The organism is Burkholderia sp. BCC0419 (assembly GCF_902830285.1).
Lineage (GTDB): Bacteria > Pseudomonadota > Gammaproteobacteria > Burkholderiales > Burkholderiaceae > Burkholderia.
Genome location: NZ_CADESR010000001.1, coordinates 568,279 through 592,227, shown reverse-complemented (window position 1 = coordinate 592,227; position 23,949 = coordinate 568,279). Strand labels below are relative to the sequence as shown.

At 69.5% G+C, this 23,949-nt stretch carries 25 protein-coding genes; 15 read left to right on the top strand and 10 right to left on the bottom strand.

The window, feature by feature from the left end; genetic code table 11:
* Positions 1-96 precede the first annotated feature (96 nt).
* The 4 genes from HWW87_RS02695 to HWW87_RS02680 all read left to right on the top strand — a co-directional run bounded on the left by HWW87_RS02695 (position 97) and on the right by HWW87_RS02680 (position 3,172).
* The gene (locus tag HWW87_RS02695; protein WP_175819138.1) at positions 97-795 is read left to right on the top strand and encodes a phosphatase PAP2 family protein; all 699 of its coding nucleotides are present in this window, start codon (positions 97-99) and stop codon (positions 793-795) included.
* Between the two features lie 128 nt (positions 796-923).
* Positions 924-1,718, top strand: a complete 795-nt coding sequence (gene modA / locus HWW87_RS02690; RefSeq protein WP_175819137.1) for a molybdate ABC transporter substrate-binding protein — start codon at positions 924-926, stop codon at positions 1,716-1,718.
* 10 nt (positions 1,719-1,728) lie between these two features.
* Positions 1,729-2,406, top strand: a complete 678-nt coding sequence (gene modB / locus HWW87_RS02685; RefSeq protein WP_175819136.1) for a molybdate ABC transporter permease subunit — start codon at positions 1,729-1,731, stop codon at positions 2,404-2,406.
* Positions 2,407-2,470: 64 nt separating this feature from the next.
* The gene (locus tag HWW87_RS02680; protein WP_175819135.1) at positions 2,471-3,172 is read left to right on the top strand and encodes an ATP-binding cassette domain-containing protein; all 702 of its coding nucleotides are present in this window, start codon (positions 2,471-2,473) and stop codon (positions 3,170-3,172) included.
* Between the two features lie 182 nt (positions 3,173-3,354).
* Here HWW87_RS02680 and HWW87_RS02675 read toward each other — a convergent pair whose 3' ends face one another.
* The 3 genes from HWW87_RS02675 to HWW87_RS02665 form a co-directional block, all read right to left on the bottom strand.
* Positions 3,355-4,191 carry a TOBE domain-containing protein gene (locus tag HWW87_RS02675; protein WP_175820659.1) on the bottom strand — a complete coding sequence of 279 codons (837 nt, stop codon included), beginning with the start codon at positions 4,189-4,191 and terminating at the stop codon, positions 3,355-3,357.
* Positions 4,192-4,244: 53 nt separating this feature from the next.
* Positions 4,245-5,864, bottom strand: a complete 1,620-nt coding sequence (locus HWW87_RS02670; RefSeq protein ID WP_175819134.1) for a CHAD domain-containing protein — start codon at positions 5,862-5,864, stop codon at positions 4,245-4,247.
* A 139-nt stretch (positions 5,865-6,003) separates the two neighbouring features.
* On the bottom strand, positions 6,004-6,387 hold the full coding sequence (locus tag HWW87_RS02665; protein ID WP_175819133.1) for a tautomerase family protein: 384 nt from the start codon (positions 6,385-6,387) through the stop codon (positions 6,004-6,006).
* A 113-nt stretch (positions 6,388-6,500) separates the two neighbouring features.
* Here HWW87_RS02665 and HWW87_RS02660 point away from each other — a divergent pair, with 113 nt between their 5' ends.
* From HWW87_RS02660 to HWW87_RS02640, 5 genes are all read left to right on the top strand, one after another.
* Positions 6,501-7,358: a LysR family transcriptional regulator gene (locus HWW87_RS02660; protein ID WP_175819132.1), complete on the top strand. Its 858-nt coding sequence runs from the start codon at positions 6,501-6,503 to the stop codon at positions 7,356-7,358.
* 38 nt (positions 7,359-7,396) lie between these two features.
* The gene (locus HWW87_RS02655; protein WP_175819131.1) at positions 7,397-8,320 is read left to right on the top strand and encodes a DMT family transporter; all 924 of its coding nucleotides are present in this window, start codon (positions 7,397-7,399) and stop codon (positions 8,318-8,320) included.
* A gap of 67 nt (positions 8,321-8,387) precedes the next feature.
* Positions 8,388-9,167: a HAMP domain-containing sensor histidine kinase gene (locus HWW87_RS02650; RefSeq protein WP_175819130.1), complete on the top strand. Its 780-nt coding sequence runs from the start codon at positions 8,388-8,390 to the stop codon at positions 9,165-9,167.
* Positions 9,168-9,243: 76 nt separating this feature from the next.
* On the top strand, positions 9,244-10,587 hold the full coding sequence (locus tag HWW87_RS02645) for a hemolysin family protein (RefSeq protein ID WP_174387413.1): 1,344 nt from the start codon (positions 9,244-9,246) through the stop codon (positions 10,585-10,587).
* Between the two features lie 22 nt (positions 10,588-10,609).
* A complete protein-coding gene (locus HWW87_RS02640) occupies positions 10,610-11,194 on the top strand; it encodes a thiamine phosphate synthase (protein WP_174387415.1) in 585 nt (194 codons plus the stop codon).
* A gap of 69 nt (positions 11,195-11,263) precedes the next feature.
* Here the strand turns inward: HWW87_RS02640 and HWW87_RS02635 are convergent, their stop codons facing one another.
* A complete protein-coding gene (locus HWW87_RS02635) occupies positions 11,264-12,916 on the bottom strand; it encodes a DUF3459 domain-containing protein (RefSeq protein WP_175820658.1) in 1,653 nt (550 codons plus the stop codon).
* A gap of 319 nt (positions 12,917-13,235) precedes the next feature.
* Between HWW87_RS02635 and HWW87_RS02630 the strand changes: the two genes are divergently transcribed.
* The gene (locus tag HWW87_RS02630) at positions 13,236-13,943 is read left to right on the top strand and encodes a class I SAM-dependent methyltransferase (protein ID WP_175819129.1); all 708 of its coding nucleotides are present in this window, start codon (positions 13,236-13,238) and stop codon (positions 13,941-13,943) included.
* 45 nt (positions 13,944-13,988) lie between these two features.
* Here HWW87_RS02630 and HWW87_RS02625 read toward each other — a convergent pair whose 3' ends face one another.
* Positions 13,989-14,642 (bottom strand): DUF1345 domain-containing protein, encoded by a 654-nt coding sequence (locus HWW87_RS02625; protein ID WP_175819128.1) that lies wholly within the window; start codon positions 14,640-14,642, stop codon positions 13,989-13,991.
* Positions 14,643-14,775: 133 nt separating this feature from the next.
* Here HWW87_RS02625 and HWW87_RS02620 point away from each other — a divergent pair, with 133 nt between their 5' ends.
* Positions 14,776-15,507: a metallophosphoesterase gene (locus tag HWW87_RS02620; protein WP_175819127.1), complete on the top strand. Its 732-nt coding sequence runs from the start codon at positions 14,776-14,778 to the stop codon at positions 15,505-15,507.
* A gap of 47 nt (positions 15,508-15,554) precedes the next feature.
* Here the strand turns inward: HWW87_RS02620 and HWW87_RS02615 are convergent, their stop codons facing one another.
* Both HWW87_RS02615 and HWW87_RS02610 read right to left on the bottom strand, forming a co-directional pair.
* A complete protein-coding gene (locus HWW87_RS02615) occupies positions 15,555-16,256 on the bottom strand; it encodes an RES family NAD+ phosphorylase (protein WP_175819126.1) in 702 nt (233 codons plus the stop codon).
* Positions 16,253-16,672 carry an MbcA/ParS/Xre antitoxin family protein gene (locus HWW87_RS02610; protein ID WP_175819125.1) on the bottom strand — a complete coding sequence of 140 codons (420 nt, stop codon included), beginning with the start codon at positions 16,670-16,672 and terminating at the stop codon, positions 16,253-16,255. The genes HWW87_RS02615 and HWW87_RS02610 overlap by 4 nt, the downstream gene beginning before the upstream one ends.
* Positions 16,673-16,907: 235 nt before the next feature.
* On the opposite strand from HWW87_RS02610, the gene HWW87_RS02605 reads away from it, so the two are divergent.
* Positions 16,908-17,690: an ABC transporter substrate-binding protein gene (locus tag HWW87_RS02605; protein WP_175819124.1), complete on the top strand. Its 783-nt coding sequence runs from the start codon at positions 16,908-16,910 to the stop codon at positions 17,688-17,690.
* 227 nt (positions 17,691-17,917) lie between these two features.
* Here HWW87_RS02605 and HWW87_RS02600 read toward each other — a convergent pair whose 3' ends face one another.
* Positions 17,918-18,166, bottom strand: coding sequence for a hypothetical protein (locus tag HWW87_RS02600; RefSeq protein WP_174433281.1), 249 nt, complete (start codon positions 18,164-18,166; stop codon positions 17,918-17,920).
* A gap of 602 nt (positions 18,167-18,768) precedes the next feature.
* Here HWW87_RS02600 and HWW87_RS02595 point away from each other — a divergent pair.
* Positions 18,769-19,155: a GtrA family protein gene (locus HWW87_RS02595; protein ID WP_175819123.1), complete on the top strand. Its 387-nt coding sequence runs from the start codon at positions 18,769-18,771 to the stop codon at positions 19,153-19,155.
* Positions 19,156-19,172: 17 nt separating this feature from the next.
* Here the strand turns inward: HWW87_RS02595 and HWW87_RS02590 are convergent, their stop codons facing one another.
* Both HWW87_RS02590 and HWW87_RS02585 read right to left on the bottom strand, forming a co-directional pair.
* The gene (locus HWW87_RS02590) at positions 19,173-20,636 is read right to left on the bottom strand and encodes a sigma-54 dependent transcriptional regulator (protein ID WP_175820657.1); all 1,464 of its coding nucleotides are present in this window, start codon (positions 20,634-20,636) and stop codon (positions 19,173-19,175) included.
* 443 nt (positions 20,637-21,079) lie between these two features.
* Entirely contained in the window at positions 21,080-21,997 is a 918-nt protein-coding gene (locus HWW87_RS02585; RefSeq protein WP_175819122.1) for a metal-dependent hydrolase, read from the bottom strand.
* 583 nt (positions 21,998-22,580) lie between these two features.
* On the opposite strand from HWW87_RS02585, the gene HWW87_RS02580 reads away from it, so the two are divergent.
* Both HWW87_RS02580 and HWW87_RS02575 read left to right on the top strand, forming a co-directional pair.
* On the top strand, positions 22,581-22,922 hold the full coding sequence (locus tag HWW87_RS02580) for an FKBP-type peptidyl-prolyl cis-trans isomerase (RefSeq protein ID WP_006479474.1): 342 nt from the start codon (positions 22,581-22,583) through the stop codon (positions 22,920-22,922).
* A 25-nt stretch (positions 22,923-22,947) separates the two neighbouring features.
* A complete protein-coding gene (locus HWW87_RS02575) occupies positions 22,948-23,721 on the top strand; it encodes an AraC family transcriptional regulator (protein WP_174433277.1) in 774 nt (257 codons plus the stop codon).
* The last annotated feature ends 228 nt before the right edge of the window (positions 23,722-23,949 follow it).

Below are 23,949 nucleotides of genomic sequence, written 5' to 3'. Positions count from 1 at the left end.
ATACTGGGGTTTCGCCGCTTGTATCCGTTGTAGTCGTTCTTCCCGGCTCGTGCGTTGATTTAAGCATTCTCCCCGCCTTCGTCCGTCCCCTTCCCGATGTTCGACCTGCCCGCTCACCTGTGGATCATGATTACCGCGTTCGGCGGCGCCGGCCTGACCTTGCCGCTCGCGATCACGATCGCCGTCTGGCTCGCGCTCGGCTACTCGTGGCAGCGCGCGGCTGCGTGGCTCGGCGTGCTCGCGGCCGCGATCGGCGTGGTGGCGCTCACGAAGATCGCGTTCCTCGGCTGGGGCATCGGCATCCGTGCATGGGATTTCACCGGGTTCAGCGGCCATGCGATGCTGTCGACGTCGGTGTATCCGGTCGCCATTTTCCTCGCGCTGATCCGCACGCGCACGCCGGTGCGGATCGCCGGCATCGCGCTCGGGCTCGCGGCCGGCGTCGCGGTCGGCGTGTCGCGCGTCGCGCTCGACGCGCATTCGCCGTCCGAATCGATCACCGGCTGCATCGTCGGCGCGCTCGCCGCGCTCGCGTTCATCGCCGGCTCGTGGCGCGCGGCGCCACACCGCTGGTCGGTGCCGGCGGTCGTCGCGAGCCTCGCGCTCGTCACCGTGGCGCTGCACGGCCTCACGGTGCCGTCGCACCGCTGGGTCACCCAGGTCGCGCTGCAACTGTCGGGCCACGAGCGCCCGTTCGTCCGCGCGCGCTGGAAGGCCAATCCGAACTACCATCCCGCGTCGCAGCCGTCGTCGCTGCAGCGCACCGAATCGGCGCCGCATCCGCTTCACGCGTAACCGGCCGCCCGGCCACCCCTTTTCACGTCTGACCATTTCATGCGCACCGTCGCATGAGCAGTATGTCGAGCGTTATAACCCGCCCTATATTACGATTACGGTTTCCACCCATTCAAAACGAATCCCCCATGCGCTCAACCGTCCGTCCGCTTCGCCGCACCCTGCTTCGCCTGCTGCCGATCGCCACGCTGGCTGCCGGGGTCGCGTTCAGCGTGCCCGCTTCCGCCGCCGACGAACTGGTCGTGTCGGCGGCCGCCAGCCTGACGAACGCATTCAAGGCCGTCGGCGACGCGTACGAGAAGCAGCATCCTGACACCAAGGTGCTGTTCAACTTCGGCGCATCGGACGTGCTGATGCAGCAGATCGCCAAGGGCGCGCCGGCCGACGTGTTCGCGTCGGCCGACCAGAAGGCGATGGATCGCGCGGTGAACGAGAAGGTGATCGTGCCGGGCACGCGCCGCGATTTCGCCGCGAACTCGCTCGTGCTGATCGTGCCGGCGGACAGCCGCGCGGCCGCGCCGACGTCGCTGAACGACCTGACCGCGCCCGGCGTGAAGCGCATCGCGTACGGCGACCCGGCCTCGGTGCCGGTCGGCCGCTACACCGAGGGCGCACTGCGCACGGCCGGCGTGTGGGACGCCGTCAGCGCGAAGGGCGTGCTGGCCGCCAACGTGCGCCAGAGCCTCGATTACGTCGCGCGCGGCGAGGTCGACGCGGGCTTCGTGTTCGGCACCGACGCGGCGATCATGCCGGGCCGCGTGAAGGTCGCGCTGACGGTGCCGACCCAGACGGCCATCACCTACCCGATCGCCGTGGTCAAGGACAGCCGCCACGCCGCACAGGCGCAGTCGTTCATCGATTTCGTCGCGTCGCCGCAGGGCCAGGCCGTGCTGTCGACGTTCGGCTTCAAGCCCGCCAAGTGAGCGTATCGCGATGCAAGACGCCTGGGTCCCGCTGCTGCTGTCGCTGAAGGTTGCCGGCTGGGCGACCGCGCTCGACATCGTGCTCGGCGTCGCGGCCGCGTTCATGCTCGCGCGCTGGCGCTCGCCGCTGCGCGACGTCGTCGATTCCGTGCTGACGCTGCCGCTCGTGCTGCCGCCGACGGTGCTCGGCTATTACCTGCTCGTGCTGCTCGGCCGGCGCGGCGTGTTCGGCGCGTGGCTCGACACGCTCGGCATCGAGCTGGTGTTCACGTGGCAAGGGGCGGTGATCGCGTCGATGGTCGTCGCGTTTCCGCTGATCCTGAAATCGGCGCGCGCGGCGTTCGAGGGCGTCGATCCGCATCTGGAGCGCGCCGCGCGCACGCTCGGGCTCGGCGAAGTCGCGGTGTTCTTCCGCGTGACGCTGCCGCTCGCCGCGCGCGGAATCCTCGCGGGGGCGCTGCTCGCGTTCGCGCGCGCGCTCGGCGAATTCGGCGCGACGCTGATGATCGCCGGCAACCTGCCCGGCCGCACGCAGACGCTGTCGGTCGCGATCTATGCGGCCGTGCAGGCCGGCGACGACAGCACGGCCAACTTCCTCGTGCTGGTGACGTCGATCACCTGCGTGCTCGTGCTGCTCGCGACCGGCTGGCTCGTGCCGTCGCGCGCCCGGCGGAGCCAGCTGACATGAAGCGCTTCTCCCGTCCGTATCGCCGGCGCCGCCCGGCAGCCGGCCTGCTTCGGCGGAGGCCCGCATGAGCCTCGTCGTCGATATCCGCAAGACCTATGCGAACGCCGAACGTCGCTTCACGCTCGACATGTCGTTCACGGCGACGACGCAGCGCGTCGTGCTGTTCGGGCCGTCGGGCGCGGGGAAGAGCATGACGCTGCAGGCGATCGCCGGGCTGCTGACGCCCGACGAAGGCACGATCACGCTGAACGACGAGCCGCTGTTCGACGCCGCACGCCGCATCGACGTGCCGACCCGTGAACGCCGGGTCGCGTACCTGTTCCAGGACTACGCGCTGTTTCCGCATCTGAACGTGCGGCAGAACATCGCGTTCGGGCTCACGTCCGGGCTGCGCAACCCGCGCGCGAAGACGGTGCCGCCGGAGGTCGCGTACTGGCTGCGCGCGTTCGACCTCGAATCGCTCGCGGGGCAATATCCGTCGCAGTTGTCGGGCGGGCAGAAGCAGCGCGTCGCGCTCGCGCGCGCGCTGGTCGCGCAGCCGCGCATCCTGCTGCTCGACGAACCGTTCGCGGCGCTCGACGGCGCGATGCGTCAGCGCATGCGTCACGAGCTCGCCGAACTGCAGGCGCGGCTCGACATCCCGATGGTGCTGATCTCGCACGACCCCGACGACGTCGCCGCCTTCGGCGACCAGGTCGTGCAGTTGAGCGAAGGACGCGTGCAGGCGAGCTCGCCGCACGCCGAGTGGCCGACGCGCGTCACCTGAGCGCGCGACGCCGTGGTCGTGACCGTGGCGCTGGCCGCCACGTTGAAGCCTGAGAGACGCCGCGTCGCGGCACATGCTGAAAGCGGAAACGAAGCCGGTGCGATGCACACGCGTGCGGCGCCGGCTTCGCCCCGCCCCGCACGACGGCCGCCGGCAAGCGGGAGCCGGCGCGGCCGGCCGGGTCAGCCCGTCACCGCCAGAATCACGCTCGACGCCTTGAACAGTGCGATCGCGCGCCGGCCGGCGTCGAGCTGCAACGCGTCGACGCTGTCGTTGGTCACGACGGCCGTCAGCGTCCCGCCGCCGTCGAGCGCCAGTGTCACCTCGCTGTTCACCGCGCCCGCCGCGACGGCTTCGACGCTGCCGCACAGCCGGTTGCGCGCGGACACCTTCAGGTCGGGCCCGCCATCGTCGACCGCGAGCACGACCCACGACGCCTTCACCAGCGCGCACGCGCTCGCGCCTTCCCGCAGCCCGAGCGCCTCGGCGCTTTCGTGCGTCAGCACGGCGACGACGGATTGCCCGCCGGGCAGCGCAAGCGTCACCTCGTCGTTGACGGTGCCGCGCACGATCGACACGACCTTGCCGAACAACTGGTTGCGCGCGCTCGTCTTCATCCCGATCCGGCCGAGCAGCGCCCAGTCGACGTCGAAGCCGGCAACGGCCGCGCTCGCGGCCTCGATGAAGCGGCGATGCTCGCGCTCGATCGTGCGGAATGCGGCGATCAGCGACGTCGCGCGCGGCGTCAGCGTCGTGCCGCCGCCGCCCTTGCCGCCCGTCGAACGCGCGACGAGCGGTTCGCCAGCGAGATTGTTCATCGTGTCGACCGCGTCCCACGCGGCCTTGTAGCTGAGGCCGACGGCCTTCGCCGCGCGCGTGATCGAACCGGTGTCGCCGATCGCCGCGAGCAGCGCGATGCGCGTCGCGCCGCCGAGCGTCTGTTCGCCGGCGCGCAGCCACAGCTCGCCGCCCAGTTCGAGCGGTTCGGCGGACGAGGAAGAATGCGGTGCGTCGGTCATCATCGGCAGGCGTGCGGGAAACGGGCGGCCATTATAGGGTCGGCGCGCGGCGCTCAGCCCGGCTTGCCGTCGAGCTTCGGCGCCCGCAGGCTGGCCAGCAGCGTCTCGGCGTCGCGCGCCGCCCGCTGTTCGAGCGCGGCGCCGTAACCGCGCACGAAACCGAGCTGATACGGCGGCGCCGCCAGTTGCTCGAGATGGTGCAGCGCGACCATCGCGTCGTTCGCTTCGCCGAGCACGCTCTGCACGCGCGCCAGCGTCTTGACCGTCTCGTTGCGCGTGCGGCGCGACGCCAGCGACGCGAAGAATTCGAGGGCGTAGCGCAGCCGCTTCGCATCGATCCGCACCTGGTGGCGCGCCGCCGTGTCGAGCGACGTGAGCGACGGCGATCCGTAGAGATGACCGAACAGCCGCCGCACGCGCTTGGTCGCGTGACGCCGCAGCGACGGCGCGGCGTCGCCGTGGGCCGCAGGCAGCGCGAGCGCGCTCAGCCATTCGAGCCAGCCGAGCGTCAGCCGCGCATAGCGGGCCGAATGCAGCGCCTGCCGCAGCTCAACGCGCGCGGCCATCGACTGCGCGCGGGCGGCGTCGAGCGTGCCGTCCCAGTCGCTGCCGCCGCCGTCGGCCTCGATCAGCGCGGGCAGGCTCTCGGTCGCGAACACGTCCCAGTCGCGCACCGTGCCGAGCAGCGTGGCGAGCCAGCGCAGGTCGACGCCGAGCGTGTCCTTCCATTGACGGTCGGTGAAGCGCGGGAAGAAGCGCATCAGCGTGCGCAGGCGGCGCAGCGCGACCCGCATCTGGTGGACGAATTCGGGATCGTCGCGAGCGAGCACGCCGCATTCGTTGCCGAGCCATTGCGCGGTGATGTCGCCGGACAGCGCGAACAGCGCGGCGCGCTGCGTGCGGATGCCGGTCAGGTCGACCGACTGCGCCTTGACCAGCGCGGCGGCCACCGGTCCGCCCGCGCAGGCGCGGTCGATCACGCTCGTCAGTTGCACGAAGGCGGGCCACGCGCCGCTCAGTTCGCGCGCCGCGGCAAACAACGCGTGCAGCGCGGCCGTGCGCGCGGCGACGGTCTCCCAGTCGGGCGCGGCCAGACGCAGCTCGACGTAGCGGCGCGGCGGCTCGCCGCCGCCGTGCAGCGTGATGTCGTCGAGCGTCATCTCGACCACGACGCCGCTGTCGTCGGCCCAGCGCCCGCGCCGCCGTTCGCTGACGATGCGCAGCGCCGACGCCTGGGCCCGCGCTTCGTCGGTGTGCGGTGCAACGCCGTCGATTTCGGCGGCCGGCGCGTCGGCATCGGCTGCGGCACTTGTCGGGGGTATCGGCAGCGGCGTCGCGACGACGATACCCGCGTGCTCCGCGTCGAACAGTTCGCGCTGCGTGACGCCGGGGGAGAACGCCCCGGTGCGCGATGCGACGACCCGCGTGCCATGCGCGTTCGATTCGACCCAGGTCCACCAGCTCGCGCCGGGGCTCCGCTCGGCCTCCTCGATCAGGCACGGCTCGATCGTCACGCGCTCGTGGCCGCGCCGCATCCGGACCTGCGGGCAGATCCGCCACGCGCGCACGAGCTCGGCACCGAAGTCGCGCTGCGCGCCCCGGGCGCGGCTTGCGCCCTTGACCGGCCACCCTTCCAGCGACAGCGACAACACGATTTCCAGCACACGCGACATGGAGGCTCCTGCACATGAAGGATCGCCGGCGCATCGACCGCGCCGGCGTCGCTCGTGAAGCAGCTTCCATAGTACACGCCGCCCCAACGCACAGGCGACGATCCGGCCCCGTCGCCCTGTGGCAGGTCAAGACGGCACGTCAGACGGCGTATTGCGCGATGCCGTTGCCGAACGACCAGTTCTCCTTCAGCACCTCGACAAGACTGATGAATACGTCCTGCTGCCGGACGCCGAGCTCCTGCGCGAGGTTCTCGGCGATCGTCCGGTACAGCGCCCGCTTCTGCTCGAGCGTGCGCGTGTTGTTCGCGGTGATCTGGATCATCACGAGATCGTCGCTGCGCTCGATATCGTAGTAATGACGGCCGAACACGAAGTTCTCGGACGCATGCTCGGTCACGACCATGAAGATGTCGTCCTCGGGTACGTTGAAGGTCTGCATCAGCGCGCGATGCACGCCGTCGACGAGGGCCCTGCGGTAGGCGGCCGGTTTGCCTTCGCGTACGGCGATACGGGTGAATGGCATGGTCCTGCTCCTGTCGGTGAGTGACGTTGAAGAACGAAAACACAGCGTCAGGTTAGGCGCCCCAACCTATAATGAACAGTCATTGATGAATATTTCATTCATTTTCATTTGAAATGAAAGTACTCGATCTCGATGCTGTCCGCGCGTTCGTGCTGGTCGCCGACCTCGCCAGCTTCACGCGCGCCGCCGATGCGCTCGGCACCACACAATCGGCCGTCAGCCTGAAGCTGAAGCGGCTGGAGGCCCATCTCGGCAAGCCGCTGCTGGCGCGCACGCCGCGCGTCGTCAAGCTGGCCGCCGACGGCGAGAATTTCCTGCCGGCCGCCCGCGCGCTGCTCGACGCGCACGAGCATGCGCTCGGCGCGATCTCGACCGGCACGGTCCGGCTGTCGCTCGGCGTCAGCGAGCATGTCGCGGTGCCCGACCTGCCGGCCGTGCTCACAAGTCTGCACCGGCAGGATCCGGGGCTGTCGCTGGAAATGCATCTCGGGGCGTCGACGAGCCTGCTCCCGCAATACGACGAACGGCGGCTCGACGCGGTGATCGTCCGGCACGAGCCCGGCGAAGATCCGCCGCGCGACGACGGCACGCCGCTGTTCACCGAGCCGCTGGCCTGGCTCGCCGCGCCCGACTGGGCGCCGCGCGCCGGCGAGCCGCTGCCGCTCGCGGTGCTGGCCGGCCCCTGCGGTGTGCGGGCCGCCGCGCTGCGCGCGCTCGACCGCGCGGGGCTGCCATGGCGCGAGCGCTTCACGGGCGGCGGGGTCGCGGCGGTCGCGGCCGCCGCCGCGGCGGGGCTGGCCGTCTGCCCGCTCGCGCGGCGCGTCGCCCCGCGCACGCTGGTCGACGTCGGCGCGAAATTCGGGCTGCCGGCGCTACCGCCATCGCAGGTCGTGCTGTATTCGCGCGTACGCGACGCCCGCGCCGCCGCCGCGCTGCGCAGGTTCGCCGACAGCCTTGCAATCTCGGCGTAAACTAGCGGCTCCGCCCCGCAATCTCCAGACGAATGCCGATGAAGCCCGACGCCCGCAAGCACCTCCGCGCCAACCTGCTGATGCTCGCGGCCGCCGCGATCTGGGGCTCCGCTTTCGTCGCGCAACGCCTGAGCCTCGACGTGATCGGGCCGTTCCTGTTCACCGGGCTGCGCTTCCTGCTCGGCGCGCTCGTGCTGGTGCCGCTGCTGATGCTGAATCCGGCGTCGCGCGCGCAGCTCGCGGCCATCCGGCGCAAACCGGCGCTGCTGCTGCCGGGCCTCGCGCTCGGCGGGCTGCTCGCCGTGTCGATCTCGCTGCAGCAGTTCGGCCTGCAATACACGCGGGTCGCGAACGCGGGCTTCATCAGCTCGCTGTACGTCGTGATCGTGCCGCTGATGGGCGTGTTCGCGCGCCACCGGATCGGCGCGGGCACGTGGTTCGGCGCATTGCTGGCCGCGATCGGCCTGTATTTCCTCAGCATCGACGAGCACTTCTCGGTGCTCTATGGCGACTGGTTCCAGCTCGCGGGCGCCGTCATCATCGCCGCGCACGTGATGGCGGTCGGCCATCTCGCGAAGCGCCACGATCCGCTCGTGCTCGCGTTCCTGCAGTTTCTCGTGTGCGGCATGGCGTGTCTCGCGGTCGGCCTGGCCGTCGAACCGGTCAGCGTCGCGATGCTGCGCAGCGCGCTGCCGACGCTGCTGTACGGCGGGCTGCTGTCGGTCGGGGTCGGCTATACGCTGCAGGTCGTCGCGCAACGCGATGCGGCGCCCGCGCACGCAGCCGTGATCTTCAGCATGGAAGGCGTGTTCGCGGCGATCGCCGGCTGGGCCGCGCTCGGCGAAACGCTGACGCTGCGCGCGCTCGTCGGCTGCGCGCTGATGCTGGCCGGCCTGCTCGCGTGCCAGTTGCTGCCGAACGGCGACGCACGGAAAAAGGACGAGGACGCGCTGCCGGCGTGACACCCACCGTCCCTATAATGGCGATTCGCGTGACTTCCACGCCAACCGCTTCCGACAGGCCCGCTCCGTGACGTCCATTTCCGCCGATCCCGCCGCCGACCTGCTGCGCGAACGCGCAGCGCACTACGCTGCCCAGGCGGCGCTGTTCCTGCGCGACCAGGCGCTCTCCACCGCGTCGCACGACCTGCGCAGCCCGCTGAATGCGATGCACAGCTGGGCCTACGTGCTCGAGCGCCAGCTCGCCAATGCCGATCCGAACCTGCAGCGCGCGCTCGCGGGCATCCGCACGGGCATCGACCAGCAGGTCGCGCTGATCGATGGCGTGCTCGACGCGCCGCGCGCGGAAACGCGCACGCTCGCGCTCGCGCCGCGGCCGTTCGCGCTGCGCGCGCTGCTCGACGACACGATCGCGCTCGTGCGTTTCGTGCTCGCCGACGCACGGCAGGTCGCGCTCGACACGACGCTGCCGGACGGCGAGCCGTCGCTCACCGTCGATCGAGAACGCGTCGCGCAGGCGCTCTGGACCCTGCTGACGACGGCCGTCGAGGCCAGCGCCGCGGGCAGCCGCGTCGCGTTCGCATGCACGCGCGACGGCGCGCAGTTCACCGCGCGCGCCACCTGCACCGTGAACGCCGACGTGCTCGTCGATCCCGCGCAGCCGCACGCGTTCGAATCGTTCGCCCGGCGCGAGATGCTGCGCGAGCGCGACGCGAAACGCAGCGCGTGGACGCTCGCGCTGTGCCAGCGCGTCGCACTCGCGCACGGCGGCACGTTCGCGCACGACGTGTTCGCCGACGGCGCGCCCGCCACCCTCACGTTCTCGATTCCCTGCGAGGCGCCGGTGTAAGCGATCGGCCGCCCGACACATTACAAATTACTTTCTGGCCCTATACTGATGGGCCTGTCATAACCGGAGCGATTCTTTGTTACAGATCTTCGCGCTCATCGGCGCGTTGTTCCTGGTGGCCCTGAACGGGTTCTTCGTTGCGGCCGAATTCGGCCTCGTCAAACTCCGCGCGACGCGCGTCAAGACCCTCGCCCGCAAGCACGGCCTGCGCGGGCGCATCCTCGGCATCGTGCACGGCCGGCTCGACGCGTATCTTTCCGCGTGCCAGCTCGGCATCACGCTCGCGTCGCTCGGCCTCGGCTGGGTCGGCGAACCGGCGTTCGCGCAACTGATCGGCCCGCTGCTCGACCTGATCGGCGTCCACTCCGAACGCGTCGTGCACCTGATCTCGCTCGTGTTCGCGTTCTCGCTGATCTCGTTCCTGCACATCGTCGTCGGCGAACTGGCGCCGAAATCGATGGCGATCCGCCAATCGGAGAAGGTCGGCCTGTGGGTCGCGCTGCCGCTCTACGCGTTCTACTGGGCGATGTATCCGGCGATCTGGGTGCTCAACAACAGCGCGAACGCGGTGCTGCGGCTCGCGGGGCTGTCGGCCGACCACGGCGGCGATGCGCACTACTCGACCGACGAGCTGAAGCTGATCCTGCGCAGCCGCCGCAGCGCGGCCGGCAATGCGGCACAGCCGGCGCGCGGCACGTACAGCAACGACGAGTGGAACACGCTCGCGCATTCGCTCGATTTTTCGTCGATGACCGTGTCGGACCTGATGCGGCCGGCCCATGAAATGATCGGCCTGCGGCGCGACCTGCCGCTGCCCGACAACATGGAGATCGTCGCGCGGCACCGCTTCAGCCGCTATCCGCTGTTCGAGGATGCGTCGCGCGAACAGGTGAGCGGGCTGATCCACCTGAAGGACCTGCTGCTCGCGCGTCATGCGGGCGCCGCGCTCGAGGATCTCTCCGACTACGTGCGCCCGGTCCAGTACGTGAAGCCCGACACGCCGGCGCTGGAGCTGTTCCGCCGCTTCCGCAAGGGCGCCCCGCACTTCGCGCTGGTCGGCAACAAGGGCGAGAAGCCGATCGGCTTCCTGACGCTCGACAACCTGCTCGGCGCGCTGGTCGGCCAGATCCACGACGAGTTCCGCCAGGGCGATGCCGACTGGAGCCGCCTCGACGACGGCACGCTGATGGGCAAGGGCAGCCTGCCCGTCGTGTCGCTCGAACAGGCGCTCGGCATCGACATCGACGAAGGCCGCGCGGAATCGGTCGGCGGCCTCGTGATCCAGGCGCTCAGCGACCTGCCGACCGAAGGGCAGCGCGTGTCGTTCGACCGCTTCGACGTCGTCGTGAAGAAGATGAACGGGCCGCGCATCGTGCTCGTGCGCGTCTATCCGAAGATCGTGAAAGAGGCCGACGAATGACGGCCGCGCGTCGCATCGCGCGATGAACGCGCCGCTGCCGCGCTGCTGCGTGATCACGCCGGAACCGGCGTCCGCGTCGGCGGCCGATCGGGCCGCGTTTCTCGACCGGCTGTCGGCCGTGCTCGCGCGCGGCGAAACGCTCGTGCAACTGCGCGTGAAATCGCTCGACGCGGCCGCGTTCGCGTCACTGGCCGCCGCGGCGCTCGCGCGCTGCGACGCAGCCGGCGCGCACCTGATGCTGAACGGCCCGATCGATGCAGCCGGCGTGATGCGGCTCGACGGCGCCGGCTGGCATCTCGACGGCACCGCGTTGCGCGCCGTCGCGCAACGGCCGCTGCCGGCCGGACGCTGGGTGTCCGCCGCGTGCCACTCGCACGACGACCTGCTGCTGGCCGCGCGCGCGGGCGCGGATTTCGTCACGCTGTCGCCGGTACTGCCGACGCTCAGCCACCCCGGCGCGCCGACGCTCGGCTGGGCACAATTCGACACGCTGGCCGCACAGGCCGCGATGCCCGTGTTCGCGCTCGGCGGCATGACGCGCGCACACCTCGACGACGCACGCCGTCACGGCGCGTACGGCATCGCGGGCATTCGCGGGTTCTGGTAATTCGGCGCCTTCCGGCAGCGCTGCCGGGCACGACCGCGCCCGGCTCCGGCGCTTCACGCGTTCATCGATTCATGCGTTCAGATTCGGACGCATGCCGCGCCACGACCCGTCGTCGATGCGACGCACGTCGTGCGTCAGCGCGTAGCGATTGACGTCGCCCGTCAGCCACGCGACGAGCGAATACGGCGGCAACTCCCCTTCATCGACCCGGTCGCGCGCGCGCGCCGGCGTCTCGAATACCACCTGCCCTCGCGGCGCGTCGAACGGCACCGCATCGGGCGACAGGTTCAACGCGATCGTCAACGTCTCGTCGTCGGCGAGCCACCATGATGCGCACAGCGCGTCGGCATCGCCGTCGCCGTCCGCCTTCAGCGCATGGGCTTCCTGCGGCCGGCAATCGGACAGCCGCGGCGCGATCAGCTTCGCGCGCACCGCGAGCGCCGACTGCACGAAATGCGCACGGTCGATGTCGCGCGCGGTTTCGTCGAAGATCAGCGGGATCTGCGGCGTGAGCAGCGACAGCGCAAGCCCGGCCAGGCCGGCCGCCTGCTCGTGATCGCTTTGGCCGCTGTCGCGCCATGCGCCATCGGACAGCACGAGCGACGTCAGCGACAGGCCGCCTTCGGCGGCCATCCCTTCCGCCGGCGCGGCCGACTGGTACGCCGCGCCGGCCGCGGTCAGCGCGCGGGCGAGCGTGTGAATCGACTGGTGCGCGGAAATACCTTCATGAGCCGACGTGTCGCGCCCCGTGAGCCGGTGCAGCGCGCGTTCGCCGCAGCCGTTCCACTGCGCATCGAAATGGGTATCGGCGAGATGCGCCGGATGCCGCTCGCTGCCGAGCACGAGGTGGATCAGCCGGTCGGCCGGCACGGCGGCGCGCACGCGATCCGCAATCTCGCGCAGCCACGACACGCCGATCCGGTCGGCTTCGCGCAGGCGCAGCCCGTCGCAGCGGTATTCGTCGATCCAGTACAGCGCGTTGTCGCAGAAGAAATCGCAGACTTCCGGATGATCGAGCGCGAGCGGTGCGGCCTGCAGCGGATCGTCGCGCGTATGGAAGAACGGCCCTGCGTAGTGGCGCAGCGCATCGGTGCCGCTGCCGAAGCGCGCGTAGTCGAGTTCCAGCAGCACCGCGAGACCGTAGCCGTGCGCGCCGTCGATCAGCGCCTTCAGCGCGTCGGGGCCGCCTTCGGCCGCGAGCGGCGCGAACGGCAGGCTGTCGTGCGGCGACGCGAGCAGCTCCAGCGCGGTCACGCCGAGGCGCGCGAGCTGCGGCAGGCGGCGGCGCACGGCGTCGAAGCCGCCCACCGCGTGCGGGCGGATCGCGTAGAGCGCGATGTCTTCCCACGCGCGCCCGTGCCAGAAGGTATTGCGCCACGTGAACGCGCGCGGGTCGACGACCTCGCTCGGGCCGTTGAGCCCCTCGGGTTGCGAGCGCGACGCGGGATCGGGAATCGACACGGTATCGTCGAGACGATAGCGGTAACGCGCGCCCGCGCCGCAGTCGACGAAGACTTCGAACCAGTTCGGGCCGGCGCTCGCCATCGGCACGAGCGTCGGGCCGTAGCCGGTATCGAGTTCGAGCTGGACGTGTGTGCTGCCGGGCGCCCACACGCGGAAATGCGTGCGCGGTGTCGTGCAGAGCGCGCCGCAGGGCTGCGCGCCAAACGGCAAACAATGGATGTAGTGCTGCGCGTACGGATCGTGCGGACAATCGGACATCATGCGCTCCTCGTGCGTACCGAGCGGCATGGCCGCGCCGATGGCGCAGCGCATCGGGGCCCGGCATGCGAAGGCCAGGCGGGGGGAGAGGAACGAGTATGCGCCGGATTCGCCACCGCGATGCATCGTGATCAGACATTTTTAAATGCGAATCGACCCCGGCAAACCGGCCCTGGAAACCGGGGGCCGGCACGCGCCGCCGAGTCAGGTAGTTGGCATACCGGAATGATCGCTCGCCTTGTTGTGCCGGCCGCGCGCCCCTACGCTCCGCGTCATGCTCGCGGACACCTCGTCCGCTCCCGACCCGAGGAACCCCGCCATGTCGCTTCCCGCCAGCGCCGCGAAATTCGATCCGTCACGCGCCCACGAATACGCCGAGCAATCGCGCATCGCGCTCGCCGGCTACGATGCCTGCCACGAACTCGCCGCATGCATGCTCGCGTCGGCGATCGGTGCGGCCGATGCCCGAATGCTCGTCGCGGGCGCGGGCGGCACGGGGCAGGAAATCTGCGTCGCGGCCGGGCTCGAACCGGGTTGGCGATTCACGGCCGTCGACCCGTCCGCGCCGATGCTCGCGCTCGCGCGCTCGAACGTCGAAGCCGCGGGTTTCGGCGCGCGTACGACGTTCGTCGAGGCGGGCGTCGACGCGTTGCCCGACGCGCCCGCGTTCGACGGCGCGACGCTGATCGGCGTGCTGCATCACGTGCCGGGCGACGACGCGAAAGCCGCGCTGCTGCACGCGATCGCGCGGCGCCTGAAGCCCGGCGCGCCGCTCGTGCTCGCCGGCAACCATCGCCGCTACGCGGACCACCCGCGCCTGCTCGACGCCTGGCAGCAGCGCTGGCGCATGAAGGGCGCCACGCCCGACGCCGTGCGCGCGCAACTCGCGAAGATCCTGCAGGGCGCCGATCCGCCCGCGTCCGAAGAAGCCGTGTTCGCGCTGCTGCACGACGCGGGCTTCGATGCGCCGCTGCGCTTTTTCGGGAGCCTGTTCTGGGGTGCGTGGATCGCGGTGCGGCGCGCATGACGACACGTACTGGCTCCAGGACCTGACCTGCTCAAGTAACCGGCATCAGTTCAGCAACCCCGCCGCGACGTTGATCGACAGGCCGAGCACGGCCATGTTGAAGTAGAACGACAGGACCGACTGCGCGAGCACCGCGCGCCGCGCGGAGCGGTTCGCGAGCGACACGTCGGCCGTCTGCGACGCGACCGCGAGCGTGAACGCGAAATACAGGAAATCCCAGTAATCGGGCTCCGGGTTCCGGTCCGGGAAACGGAGCGCGCGATCGCTGGTCGGCGAGCCGTAATAGAGCCGCGCATAGTGCAGCGTGAAGATCGTCGGAATCAGGAACCATGCGCCGAACAGCGTCGCGCCCGTGATCGCGTAGTGGCTGAGCCCCGCGCTGAAGCCGACGCTCTTCGCGGTTGCGAGTTCGATCGCGATCGCCGCCACGCTCGCGACGGTCGCGAGGCACACGACGGTCAGCACGGTCGTCGCGTTTTCGTCCTCGCGGATCGCGACTTCGCGCACCTTGTGATGATGCGCGGTGACCATGCGCACCCACATCAGCACCAGATACAGCCAGACCGTGCAATCCCAGCCGATCAGCACCCGCGCGGTCGGGCGCAGCGGAAACGGCAGCAGCACCGCGCACAGCACGCCGGCGACGAATGCCGCGACCATGCGCGGCCGGTTGCGTAATACCTGCGGATAAAACGTCATCGTGGGATTCCGAAAGCGGATGGAAAGGGTTCGGCCGGTGCGCGGGAGGGCCACTGCGCCGGCGGGTAACGCGCCCCGATTATCCCCATTCCATCGTGGCGTGGCGATGGGCGCGAGCGCCTAAGATAAGAGGATGACCGCCACCGCCCTGCTCTGCCGCCATGCCGCGAACACGGCCGGCCGCGACTTCGTCGTCGGCGACCTGCACGGCTGCGTCGACGTACTACGCGCGCTGCTGCACGACGTCCGCTTCGATCCGGCCCGCGACCGGCTGTTCTCGGTCGGCGATCTCGTCGACCGCGGCCCGGCCTCCGACACCGCGCTCGACCTGCTCGACCGGCCGTGGTGCCACGTCGTGCGCGGCAATCACGAGGAAGTGCTGAGCCTCGTCGCGCGCGGCAAGCTGCCGCCCGACGCGTGGCGCGGGATCGGCGGCGACTGGGGCGCCGACCTGCCGCCGGACCGGCTGCGCGCGCACGCGGCGCGCGTCGACGCGCTGCCGCTCGTGCGCGTGGTCGGCGACGGCCCGGCGCGCTTCAATGTGCTGCATGCGGAATTCTTCGGCTCGGACGCGGATCTCGATACCGGCAGCTATCCGCACGACGTGCGCGAGCGGCTGATGTGGGGCCGCGATCTCGTCCAGGGGCTCGCCGATCCGGCGCGGCAGGCCGGACTGTCGCTGACCTGCACCGGACACACGCCGGTGCGTGCGCCGCACCGGATCGGCGCGCAATGGTTCATCGACACAGGCGCGTTCGCGCCGGCCGGCCGGCTCACACTCGCCGAGCCGCGCACCGGCCGCACATGGTCGATGACGCAGGCCGAAGCGCGCGAACGCCACGCGGGCGACTGGCCGTTGCCTTGACGCGCCGGCCGGCGCCCGCGCCGCGCAATGCAACGGCCAAGCGAACGCTAGCCGACCTGATTCAGTTCGAACACCGCATCGACGGCCGAGCCGTTCCAGTTGTATTCGAGATAAGCCGCATGCTGGCAGTCACGCAGCAGCGTCGTGCGGAACGCGGCGAGACACTCGCCGCGCGGGTCGCGCACCGACGGATAGACGATCCCCGCGCCGCCTGCATGGCGCACCGCGCGGCCGAACGCCTGCCCCGCGCTGTAGTCGACCGGATCCAGCAACATGGGATCGCGCTGCGGCCACGTGCGCACGTCGGCGACGTCACCGTGCGCGAACACGGTGTAGAGCCGCATCTGCTGGCGCATCGGCGGCTCCTTCGTCGCGGCGAGAAACAGCCCGCTGTGATAGCGCGTTTCGGCGATCGCCGTGTCGCGCAAGCGCGTGCAGTAGAACACGCCGTAGCTGCCGTCCGAAAAGCGGCTGCCCAGCGGATTCAGGTGCGTGAACGCGGCCATGATCGGCCCCCAGCCCTGCCCGTAGCGGCGCTCGGCGGGCGGCACGAGGTCGAGCGTGCCGACTTCGTTGCGGATGCGATCGTTGGTCAGCGATTCGAGCGCGTACAGCGCGTCGAAATCGTCCGCCGATGCGACGCGGTCGAACAGGTTGATGGCCGGAAAACGGGTGGGAATCACGCGATAGGCGGGCGCCCAGTCGACGGTGGTGGTGGGCCACCGGGTAACTTCGATCGGTGTCGTCACGCCCAGCCGCCCCGCATCGCGTCGAGATATTGCCGCACGGCCACCAGATCGCCGACGTTGCCGGCCAGCATCCGGTCGAGCGCACGCTTGCCGCCGAACGGCGCCGCATCGTTGGGCCGCTTGACCCACGCATCGGCCGCGGCCGGTTGCGGCAGCAGGATCTGCAACCCCTTGTAGATACCGAGTAGCAGCGACAGCCGCTCGAGCGTATCGCGCGGCAGGCGCGCCGATTCCGGCGCGGCCTTCCACTTGAAGAACGTCGACCGGCCAGGCGACCCGAGCAGCACGATCTGCTCGTCGATCGTCAGTTCCCAGTCGCGCGCGATGTTGAAAAACGCACGCAGGCCGGCCGCCGACATCTGCGCGACCGAAGCGTGCGGCACAGCGGAATACGATTCGTAGGCAGGGTGTGACATGATCGTTAGTCTCGAAACGAATTTACTAACAAGATTAGTCCATTCTCGTATTTTTGCAAGGGTCGCACCCATCGATCGTGCATGCCCCTCCGACAAATCGATATTTTTTGTCCATTCTGGACTCTAATTTTATTTTCTGCGTTAATGGCCGTGCGGACACTGCGTCACGGCGCGAATCGTGTCCGTGGAGACCGTGTCGCACAGAAACCGGATGCACCCCGCCAAGGAACGCACCATGAAGAGACTGATTGCCGCTGTTTCGATCGCCCTGCTCGCGGTATCCGCAGGCCCCGCCGTCGCGAAGGACTGGACCACGATCCGCTTCGGCACCGACGCCAGCTACGCGCCGTTCGAGTCGAAGGCGCCCGACGGCAAGCTCGTCGGCTTCGACATCGACCTCGGCAACGAGATCTGCGCGCGCCTGAAGGCGAAATGCGTGTGGCTCGAGAACGATTTCGACGGGATGATTCCGGCGCTGAAGGCGAAGAAGTTCGACGCGGTGCTGTCGTCGATGTCGATCACGCCGCAGCGCGCACAGCAGATCGGCTTCACGACGAAGATCTACAACCAGCCGACGCGGCTCGTCGTGAAGAAGGGCTCGTCGCTGTTGCCGACCGCCGAATCGCTGAAGGGCAAATCGATCGGCGTCGAGCAGGGCACGACGCAGGAGACGTATGCGAAAGCATACTGGGGCAAGCAAGGCGCGAACGTCGTGTCGTACCAGAACCAGGACGGCGTGTATGCCGACCTGATCGCCGGCCGCCTCGACGCGGCGCTCCAGGATGAAGTGCAGGCCGCGATCGGGTTCCTGAAAGCGCCGCGCGGCGCGAACTACACGTTCGTCGGGCCCGAACTCGTCGACGAAAAGGTGCTCGGCATCGGCGCCGGCATCGGCTTGCGCCAGGAGGACACCGACCTGAAGGCGAAGATCGATCGCGCGATCGCCGACATGGTCAAGGACGGCACCTACAAGCGGCTCGCATCGAAGTACTTCGACTTCGACATCTACGGCGGTTGAAAAAACGGCGTCGCGCGCGTACGGATTGCTGCTTCCGCCGCGCGCGTCCGACCGCCCCTCCCCTTCAACCGGATGGCAACGGCATCGAGCGGTTCGCCGTTGCATCGAATGCTTGTCGTGTTGCGTCGCGCGAAGCCCGCGGCACGACGCTTCGATCATCGTTCGGATTACAAACCAACCGTTCGCGGCAATGACGGGCAACGCCAACGGCCGTCGTACTGCTCGAGTCAATAGGCGAAGATCGGGCGTCGCGGCACCGGCGCCCGTGTGCACATGCCCATGCGGATCGGGTTCGGGTGCAGAAAAGTGCCGACCCGGCGCGGATGACCGGCAACCAGCCGGATCCGCCTCGCACCGGGCGCGGAGAGATGGCCTGTCGAGGCATGCCGGTCGGCCGCAAGCGCGACGTTCGAGCGGCGATGCCCCGGATCACGGCGATCGCGGCCTGCGGACCGCGGCGTGTGACGATCGATCATTTTTCTACCCCGTTTGCTGTCTGATGTTTGTTCCGGCAACCGAACGATGCCGATGCCCCGGCGATCAGGCGACGACGCTCCGTGCTCGCCGTGACGCGGCTGCTGCACCGCGCTCGGCCGCCGCATCCCCGCGGACTGCATCCTGGCCGGTACTGAAGGCTTTCGCTGCCTGACCGGACGGATCTCGCGTCGTCGACTCTCGCACGCCCTTCTCCGCAAGGACCGGGCCAGCGCTGCGCGAGCCCGGCCGGACAAGGGGGTGACCAGGCCGGCTCGCGGCCGGAACGGGCGCGGCATGCCGGAAGTTACGAAACTGAAACATCGGGGCCGCGGCACGCGCCGGCCGTGTCACGGCGGGGCGTTGCGGAATAAGGCTGAACAATGAGCACGGAATTTTTACCGGCGGCGGGCTGGCCGATCGGCCCCGGTTCGCCGCGGAAATTCGCCCGGCCGCCGACGCGAAATGTTTCATGCGCTTTACATGCCGGCGGCGGCGATGCGCACCGCCCGTCGCGGCTGGACGCTGGACGCGGCGGCCGAGCGCATGGCTATACTGCGACACCGCTTCACGCGACCTCACGCCGCCCGAGCGACCGCCCACGATGATCCGTACCTGCCATGCCGCCGAGCGCGCCAGGCTGATCCGCTTCGGCGTGTCGGGCCTGGGCTCGACCGCGCTGCATGCGCTGATCGCCGCCGCGATGTTCGCGCTGTTCGACGCGACGCCCGTCATCGCGAACGCAACCGCGTTCGTCTGCTCGACCGCGTTCTCGTATCTCGCCAACACGCTGTGGAGTTTTTCGTCGCCGATGACGTGGGGCAACTTCGTGCGCTTTCTCGCGGTCGCGACGGCCGGCCTGGCCGTGACGATGCTGCTTGCGCACGGCACCGACGCGCTCGGGCTCGCCCGCGCGTGGAGCGTCGTCGCGGTCATGCTGTGCGTGCCGCCCGTCACGTTCGTGCTGCACCGGCTGTGGACCTATCGCTGAGCCGGTTCGCGCGCCGCTCAGCCGACCCGCTGATGCCCCGCGTCGTCCGACGGCGCGCCGTCGTGCCCGCCGTTGTTGTCGCGATCGTTCAGCCCGTGCTCGATCATCATCCGGTAGAGCGTCACGCGTGAAATGCCGAGTTCGGCGGCGGCCTTGTTGATCCGGTGGTCGTTGCGCAGCAGCGCGTTCTCGATTGCGGTGCGCTCGGCCAGCGCCCGCGCCTGTTCGAGCGTCACGGGTTCGGTTTCGCCGGGCGTGTCGAGCCCGAGATCGTGCGGCGTCAGCAGCCGGCTCTCGGCCATCACGATCGCGCGCCGCACGCGGTTGATCAGTTCGCGCACGTTGCCTGGCCACTCGTAGCGCCGCATCGCGTCGAGCGCGGCCGACGTGAAGCCGCTGATCTTGCGGCCGCTGTCGGCTTTGAATTTCTGCAGCACGTAGTGCGCGAGGATGTCGATGTCCTTGCCGCGTGCGCGCAGCGGCGGCTCGTGGATGCGCAGCACGCACAGCCGGTGATAGAGATCCGCGCGGAAGCGCCCGGCCTCCACCGCGCCGTCGAGATCGACGTGCGTGGCCGAGATGATCCGCACGTCGACCGCGATCGATTCCTGTCCGCCGAGCCGCTCGATCTTGCCTTCCTGCAGGAAGCGCAGCAGGCTCGCCTGGCTTTCGACCGGCATGTCGCCGATCTCGTCGAGAAACAGCGTGCCGCCGTTCGCCGATTCGATCCGGCCCGCGCGCCGCTGGTTCGCGCCGGTGAATGCACCGCGTTCATAGCCGAACAGCTCGGACTGCAGCAGGTGATGCGGAATCGCACCGCAATTGATCGCGACGAACGGCCCCTTGCCGCGGCTGGAGCGCTCGTGAATCGCGAGCGCCGTCAGTTCCTTGCCGGTGCCCGACTCGCCCGAGATGAACACGCTCGCGTCGGTCTTCGCGACCTTGCGGATCGTGCTGAACAGCTGCTGCATCGCCTCGCAGTTGCCGATCATCCCGTGTTCGCCGATCGACGCCGCATAGGCGGCGCCGTCGACGCGATCGAGCGCGGCCATCCCGCGCGCATGACCGAGCACGTGCGAAATCCATTCGTACGGCAGCGGCAGCGTCACGTAATCGAAACAATAGCTGCGAATCATTTCGCGCACGGCGGGGCCGATCGTGATGCCGGCCTGCGCGATGGAAATCCAGCCGATCGCCGGCTGGCTCAGACACATCTTCAGCGCGGGATAGTCGCGCGACGTGAACCCGGTGAAATCGACCAGCCCGGCAGCCACGCTCACGCCGGAGGTCATGTTCTGCGCGGCGCCGGCCGTCTTCGCGACCGCGATCTCCCAGCCGAGCCCCCGCAGTTGTGCCAGCAACGGCTCGTCGGGCGTGCGCATGATCGCGAACAGCTTGCGGCCGGCCTCGGGAGCGGTGACGGACACGTCCGTCATCTCGGGCGCCGCGTGCCCGTTTGCGTCGGGTGACCTTGCAACCATCGTTGTTCCCCGCTTGGCGTTGGTATCGCGCGCCGGCTCACCGCCGCGTCCGACGGACACGATCGAACCGACATATTGGCCGCATTTCCGTCCGAATAAAATCCCCCTGCGCATGAATCGCGCCGGAGGTCGACATCGTCATGAACGGTATATCGATGCGGCCGGCCTGCGGCTAGATGGGTATTATCCCGGTGGCGGGCGCCGCGGGCGACCGGACGGGACCGGCGCCGCGCGCGCAAAGCCACGCCGGTGCTGGCGCGCGGCGATTGCGTGCGACGCGGCGCACGCACGATCGGCGCGCCGGCGCATGCGCGCGCAACCGGTCGGCCGGGCATGCGGGCGCCCGCTCGACCGGTGCCGGTTAATTTTCGTCAATCGTCGGAAGAAGCCGATTGATGCACGAACGCAACATGCACGGCATCCCGCCGCGCGGCGGGGCCAGGTCAGCGGCCCGACGCGAGCGGCGCCGGTGCGTTCGCGCGGCCGCGGCCGGCCCGCGTGCCGCCATGTTCGCCGTAGGCGGCGGCCAGTGCGTCGACCCGCGCGAGATGGTGGTGATTGTCGTGATCCCACGGGTGGAAGCCCGGCCGGAAAAAGCTCAGCCATTCGCCGGCGATGCACGGGAACAGCCCGCGGCGCGGCCCGTACAGGAACGCGATCATCCGCAGCATGCCGCGCACGTGATGGCCGGCGCCGCGATCGCGCCACAGCAGCGTCGCATGCATCAGGAACACGGTCGGCCAGAACGTCAGCGTCGTCAGCAGATACACGCCGACGCGGATCAGGTAACGGCGCAGCCCCGGCTTCATCGCGGCATTCCACACGTCGAACGACACGGCCTTGTGCTCGGTTTCCTCCAGCGCGTGCCAGATCCACATCTGCCGGTAGCCTTCGACCGAACCGTCGAGGCGCGTCGGGTCGCGCAGTAGCCAGTCGGCGAGCATCGCCGTGTAGTGCTCGGCCGCCACCGTGTGCGCGAGCTGCACCGAATGCGGCAGCTTGCGCTTCATGTAGCCGAGCACCGCCCACACGCGCCGGTCGAGCTTGCGCGCGGGCAGCCGGTTCGCCTGCATCAGCTCGTTGTATTCGACGTGCTCGCGCGTGTGCATCGCCTCCTGGCCAATGAAGCCCAGCACCTGCTGCTTCAGCACGGGATCGTCGATCCGGTCGCGGTAGTGGCGCACCGAATCCATGAAGAAGCGCTCGCCGGCCGGAAACAGCAGCGACAGCGCGTTGAAGAAATGGGTCACATGCGACCCGAGGCCATGCCAGTCCTTCGCGCGTTCGACCGGCAGGTCGAAGCGCAGGTCGCGGCGCACCGGCATGATCCCGGCTGCGGTGGCGGAAGCGGCTGACTTCATGTTCATCGTTCTCCTGTTGCGGAGCGGCCCGGCGCATCGTCCGACGCGGCCGGCGCAAGCCCGGGCGACGCGTCGCGCGCCGCCAAAATCCTGACATCGACAGATGTAAAGATAGGCCGCGCGCGCCGACGCACGCAAGCCGCGCGGTAGATGCGCGCTTCCAAACAGGGCACGGTCGGAAAGGCGGAAAAAATGGCGTTCCCAAGGCGCCCGGACGAATTGCGATTCGAACGCGCGGGCGCGTGGACGGGCGGGATATCGGGTGCGGCGCAGCGCCCTGCTATCGGCCCGCAAGCCTCATGCGGCGGGCCTTTCGCCGCATCCGGCAACGGTCGCTCAACATGCGGCAATTCGTGCCGGTTGCGTCGATTCATACGCGTAGCGCACTGCCGTGGTGCAGCCTCGGCCCCGCGGCTCGCGAAAAATTCAAACGCGCGTTCCAATTGCGTTTCGGCCGATCCTGCGCGCAGCGCCCCGCCACGCTTGCCGACACGCGTACGGCAGCGCGAAATCCACGCGCGCCGGCCCGCTGCGCGCTCGCCTACAATAGCGGTTTTACGCAACCTCTCTTTCAGGAGAAATCATGTCCGTCATCACGACCGAATCGGGCCTCAAGTACGAAGACCTGACCGAAGGCACCGGCGCGGAAGCGCAAGCCGGCAAGACCGTCAGCGTCCACTACACGGGCTGGCTGACCGACGGTCAGAAATTCGATTCGAGCAAGGATCGCAACGACCCGTTCGCGTTCGTACTCGGCGGCGGCATGGTCATCAAGGGCTGGGACGAAGGCGTGCAGGGCATGAAGGTCGGCGGCGTGCGTCGCCTGACGATCCCGCCGCAACTCGGCTACGGCCCGCGCGGCGCAGGCGGCGTGATTCCGCCGAATGCGACGCTCGTGTTCGAAGTCGAACTGCTCGACGTCTGACCGCGCCTCCGGCCGGTTCCTTCCGATGGAACGCATCGCCTCCCCCGCCATCGCGCTGCGCCGCTACGACACGTGCGAAGCGTCGGACGTGCACGACTTCCACCAGGTCGTGCTCGGCGTCGATGGCGCGATGGTGATGGCGGTGGACGGAATCGGCCGGCGCATCGACCGGCACGCGGCCTGGCTGATTCCGGCCGGCGCGCGCCACGACTACGCGGGCCTCGGCGACAATCGCCAGCTCGTGATCGACCTGCCCGCCGCGTCGCTCGCGGTACCGCAGCGGCTGTTCGACCATGCCCGCGCCGTGTCGATCGACCCGGCGCTCACGTCGCTCGTCGCGCAGGTCGCGGCGGCGGCCGTGCAACACGATGCGCCTGCCGGCGACGCACGGCAGGCTGCCGCGCACCGTTTCCAGTGGCAGGCCGCCGCGCGCCTGTGCGACGCGCTGCTCGACGATGCAGGCATCGCCGCGCCCGCGTCGGGCCTCGATTTCGCGCGCATCGACCGCTGGCTGCGCGCGCGGCTCGCCGACCCGCTGCGCATCGCCGATCTCGCCGCGCACTGCGGCTACGGGATGCGCCGGTTTCATCAACTGTTCGTCGATGCGTTCGGCGAAACGCCGCATCGCTACCTGCAGCGGCTGCGGCTCGACGCAGCGGTCGTGCTGCTCGCCGACGGCCGCCATTCGCTCGTCGATATCGCGGGCAGCGTCGGCTTCGCGGATCAAAGCACGTTCACGCATGCGTTCACGAAGCGCTTCGGTGTGGCGCCCGGACGCTGGCGCGGCGAACGGCATTGAACGGCCAAGCGGCGCCGGTTTTCCCGCGATAACGGATGCGGCGCTCGCTCGCGCCGTAGCGTCACGGCCGGACGAGCTTCGACAGCCGCTGTCCATCCCGCGTGAAGCCGTGCCGTGCGTAAAAGCGGTGCGCATCGAGCCAATGGTCGCCGCTCGTCACCTCCAGTTTCACGCACCCCGCTGTCTCGACTCGCGTAGCCGGCCGGGCCGCGCTCGTGCTTCCGCGCC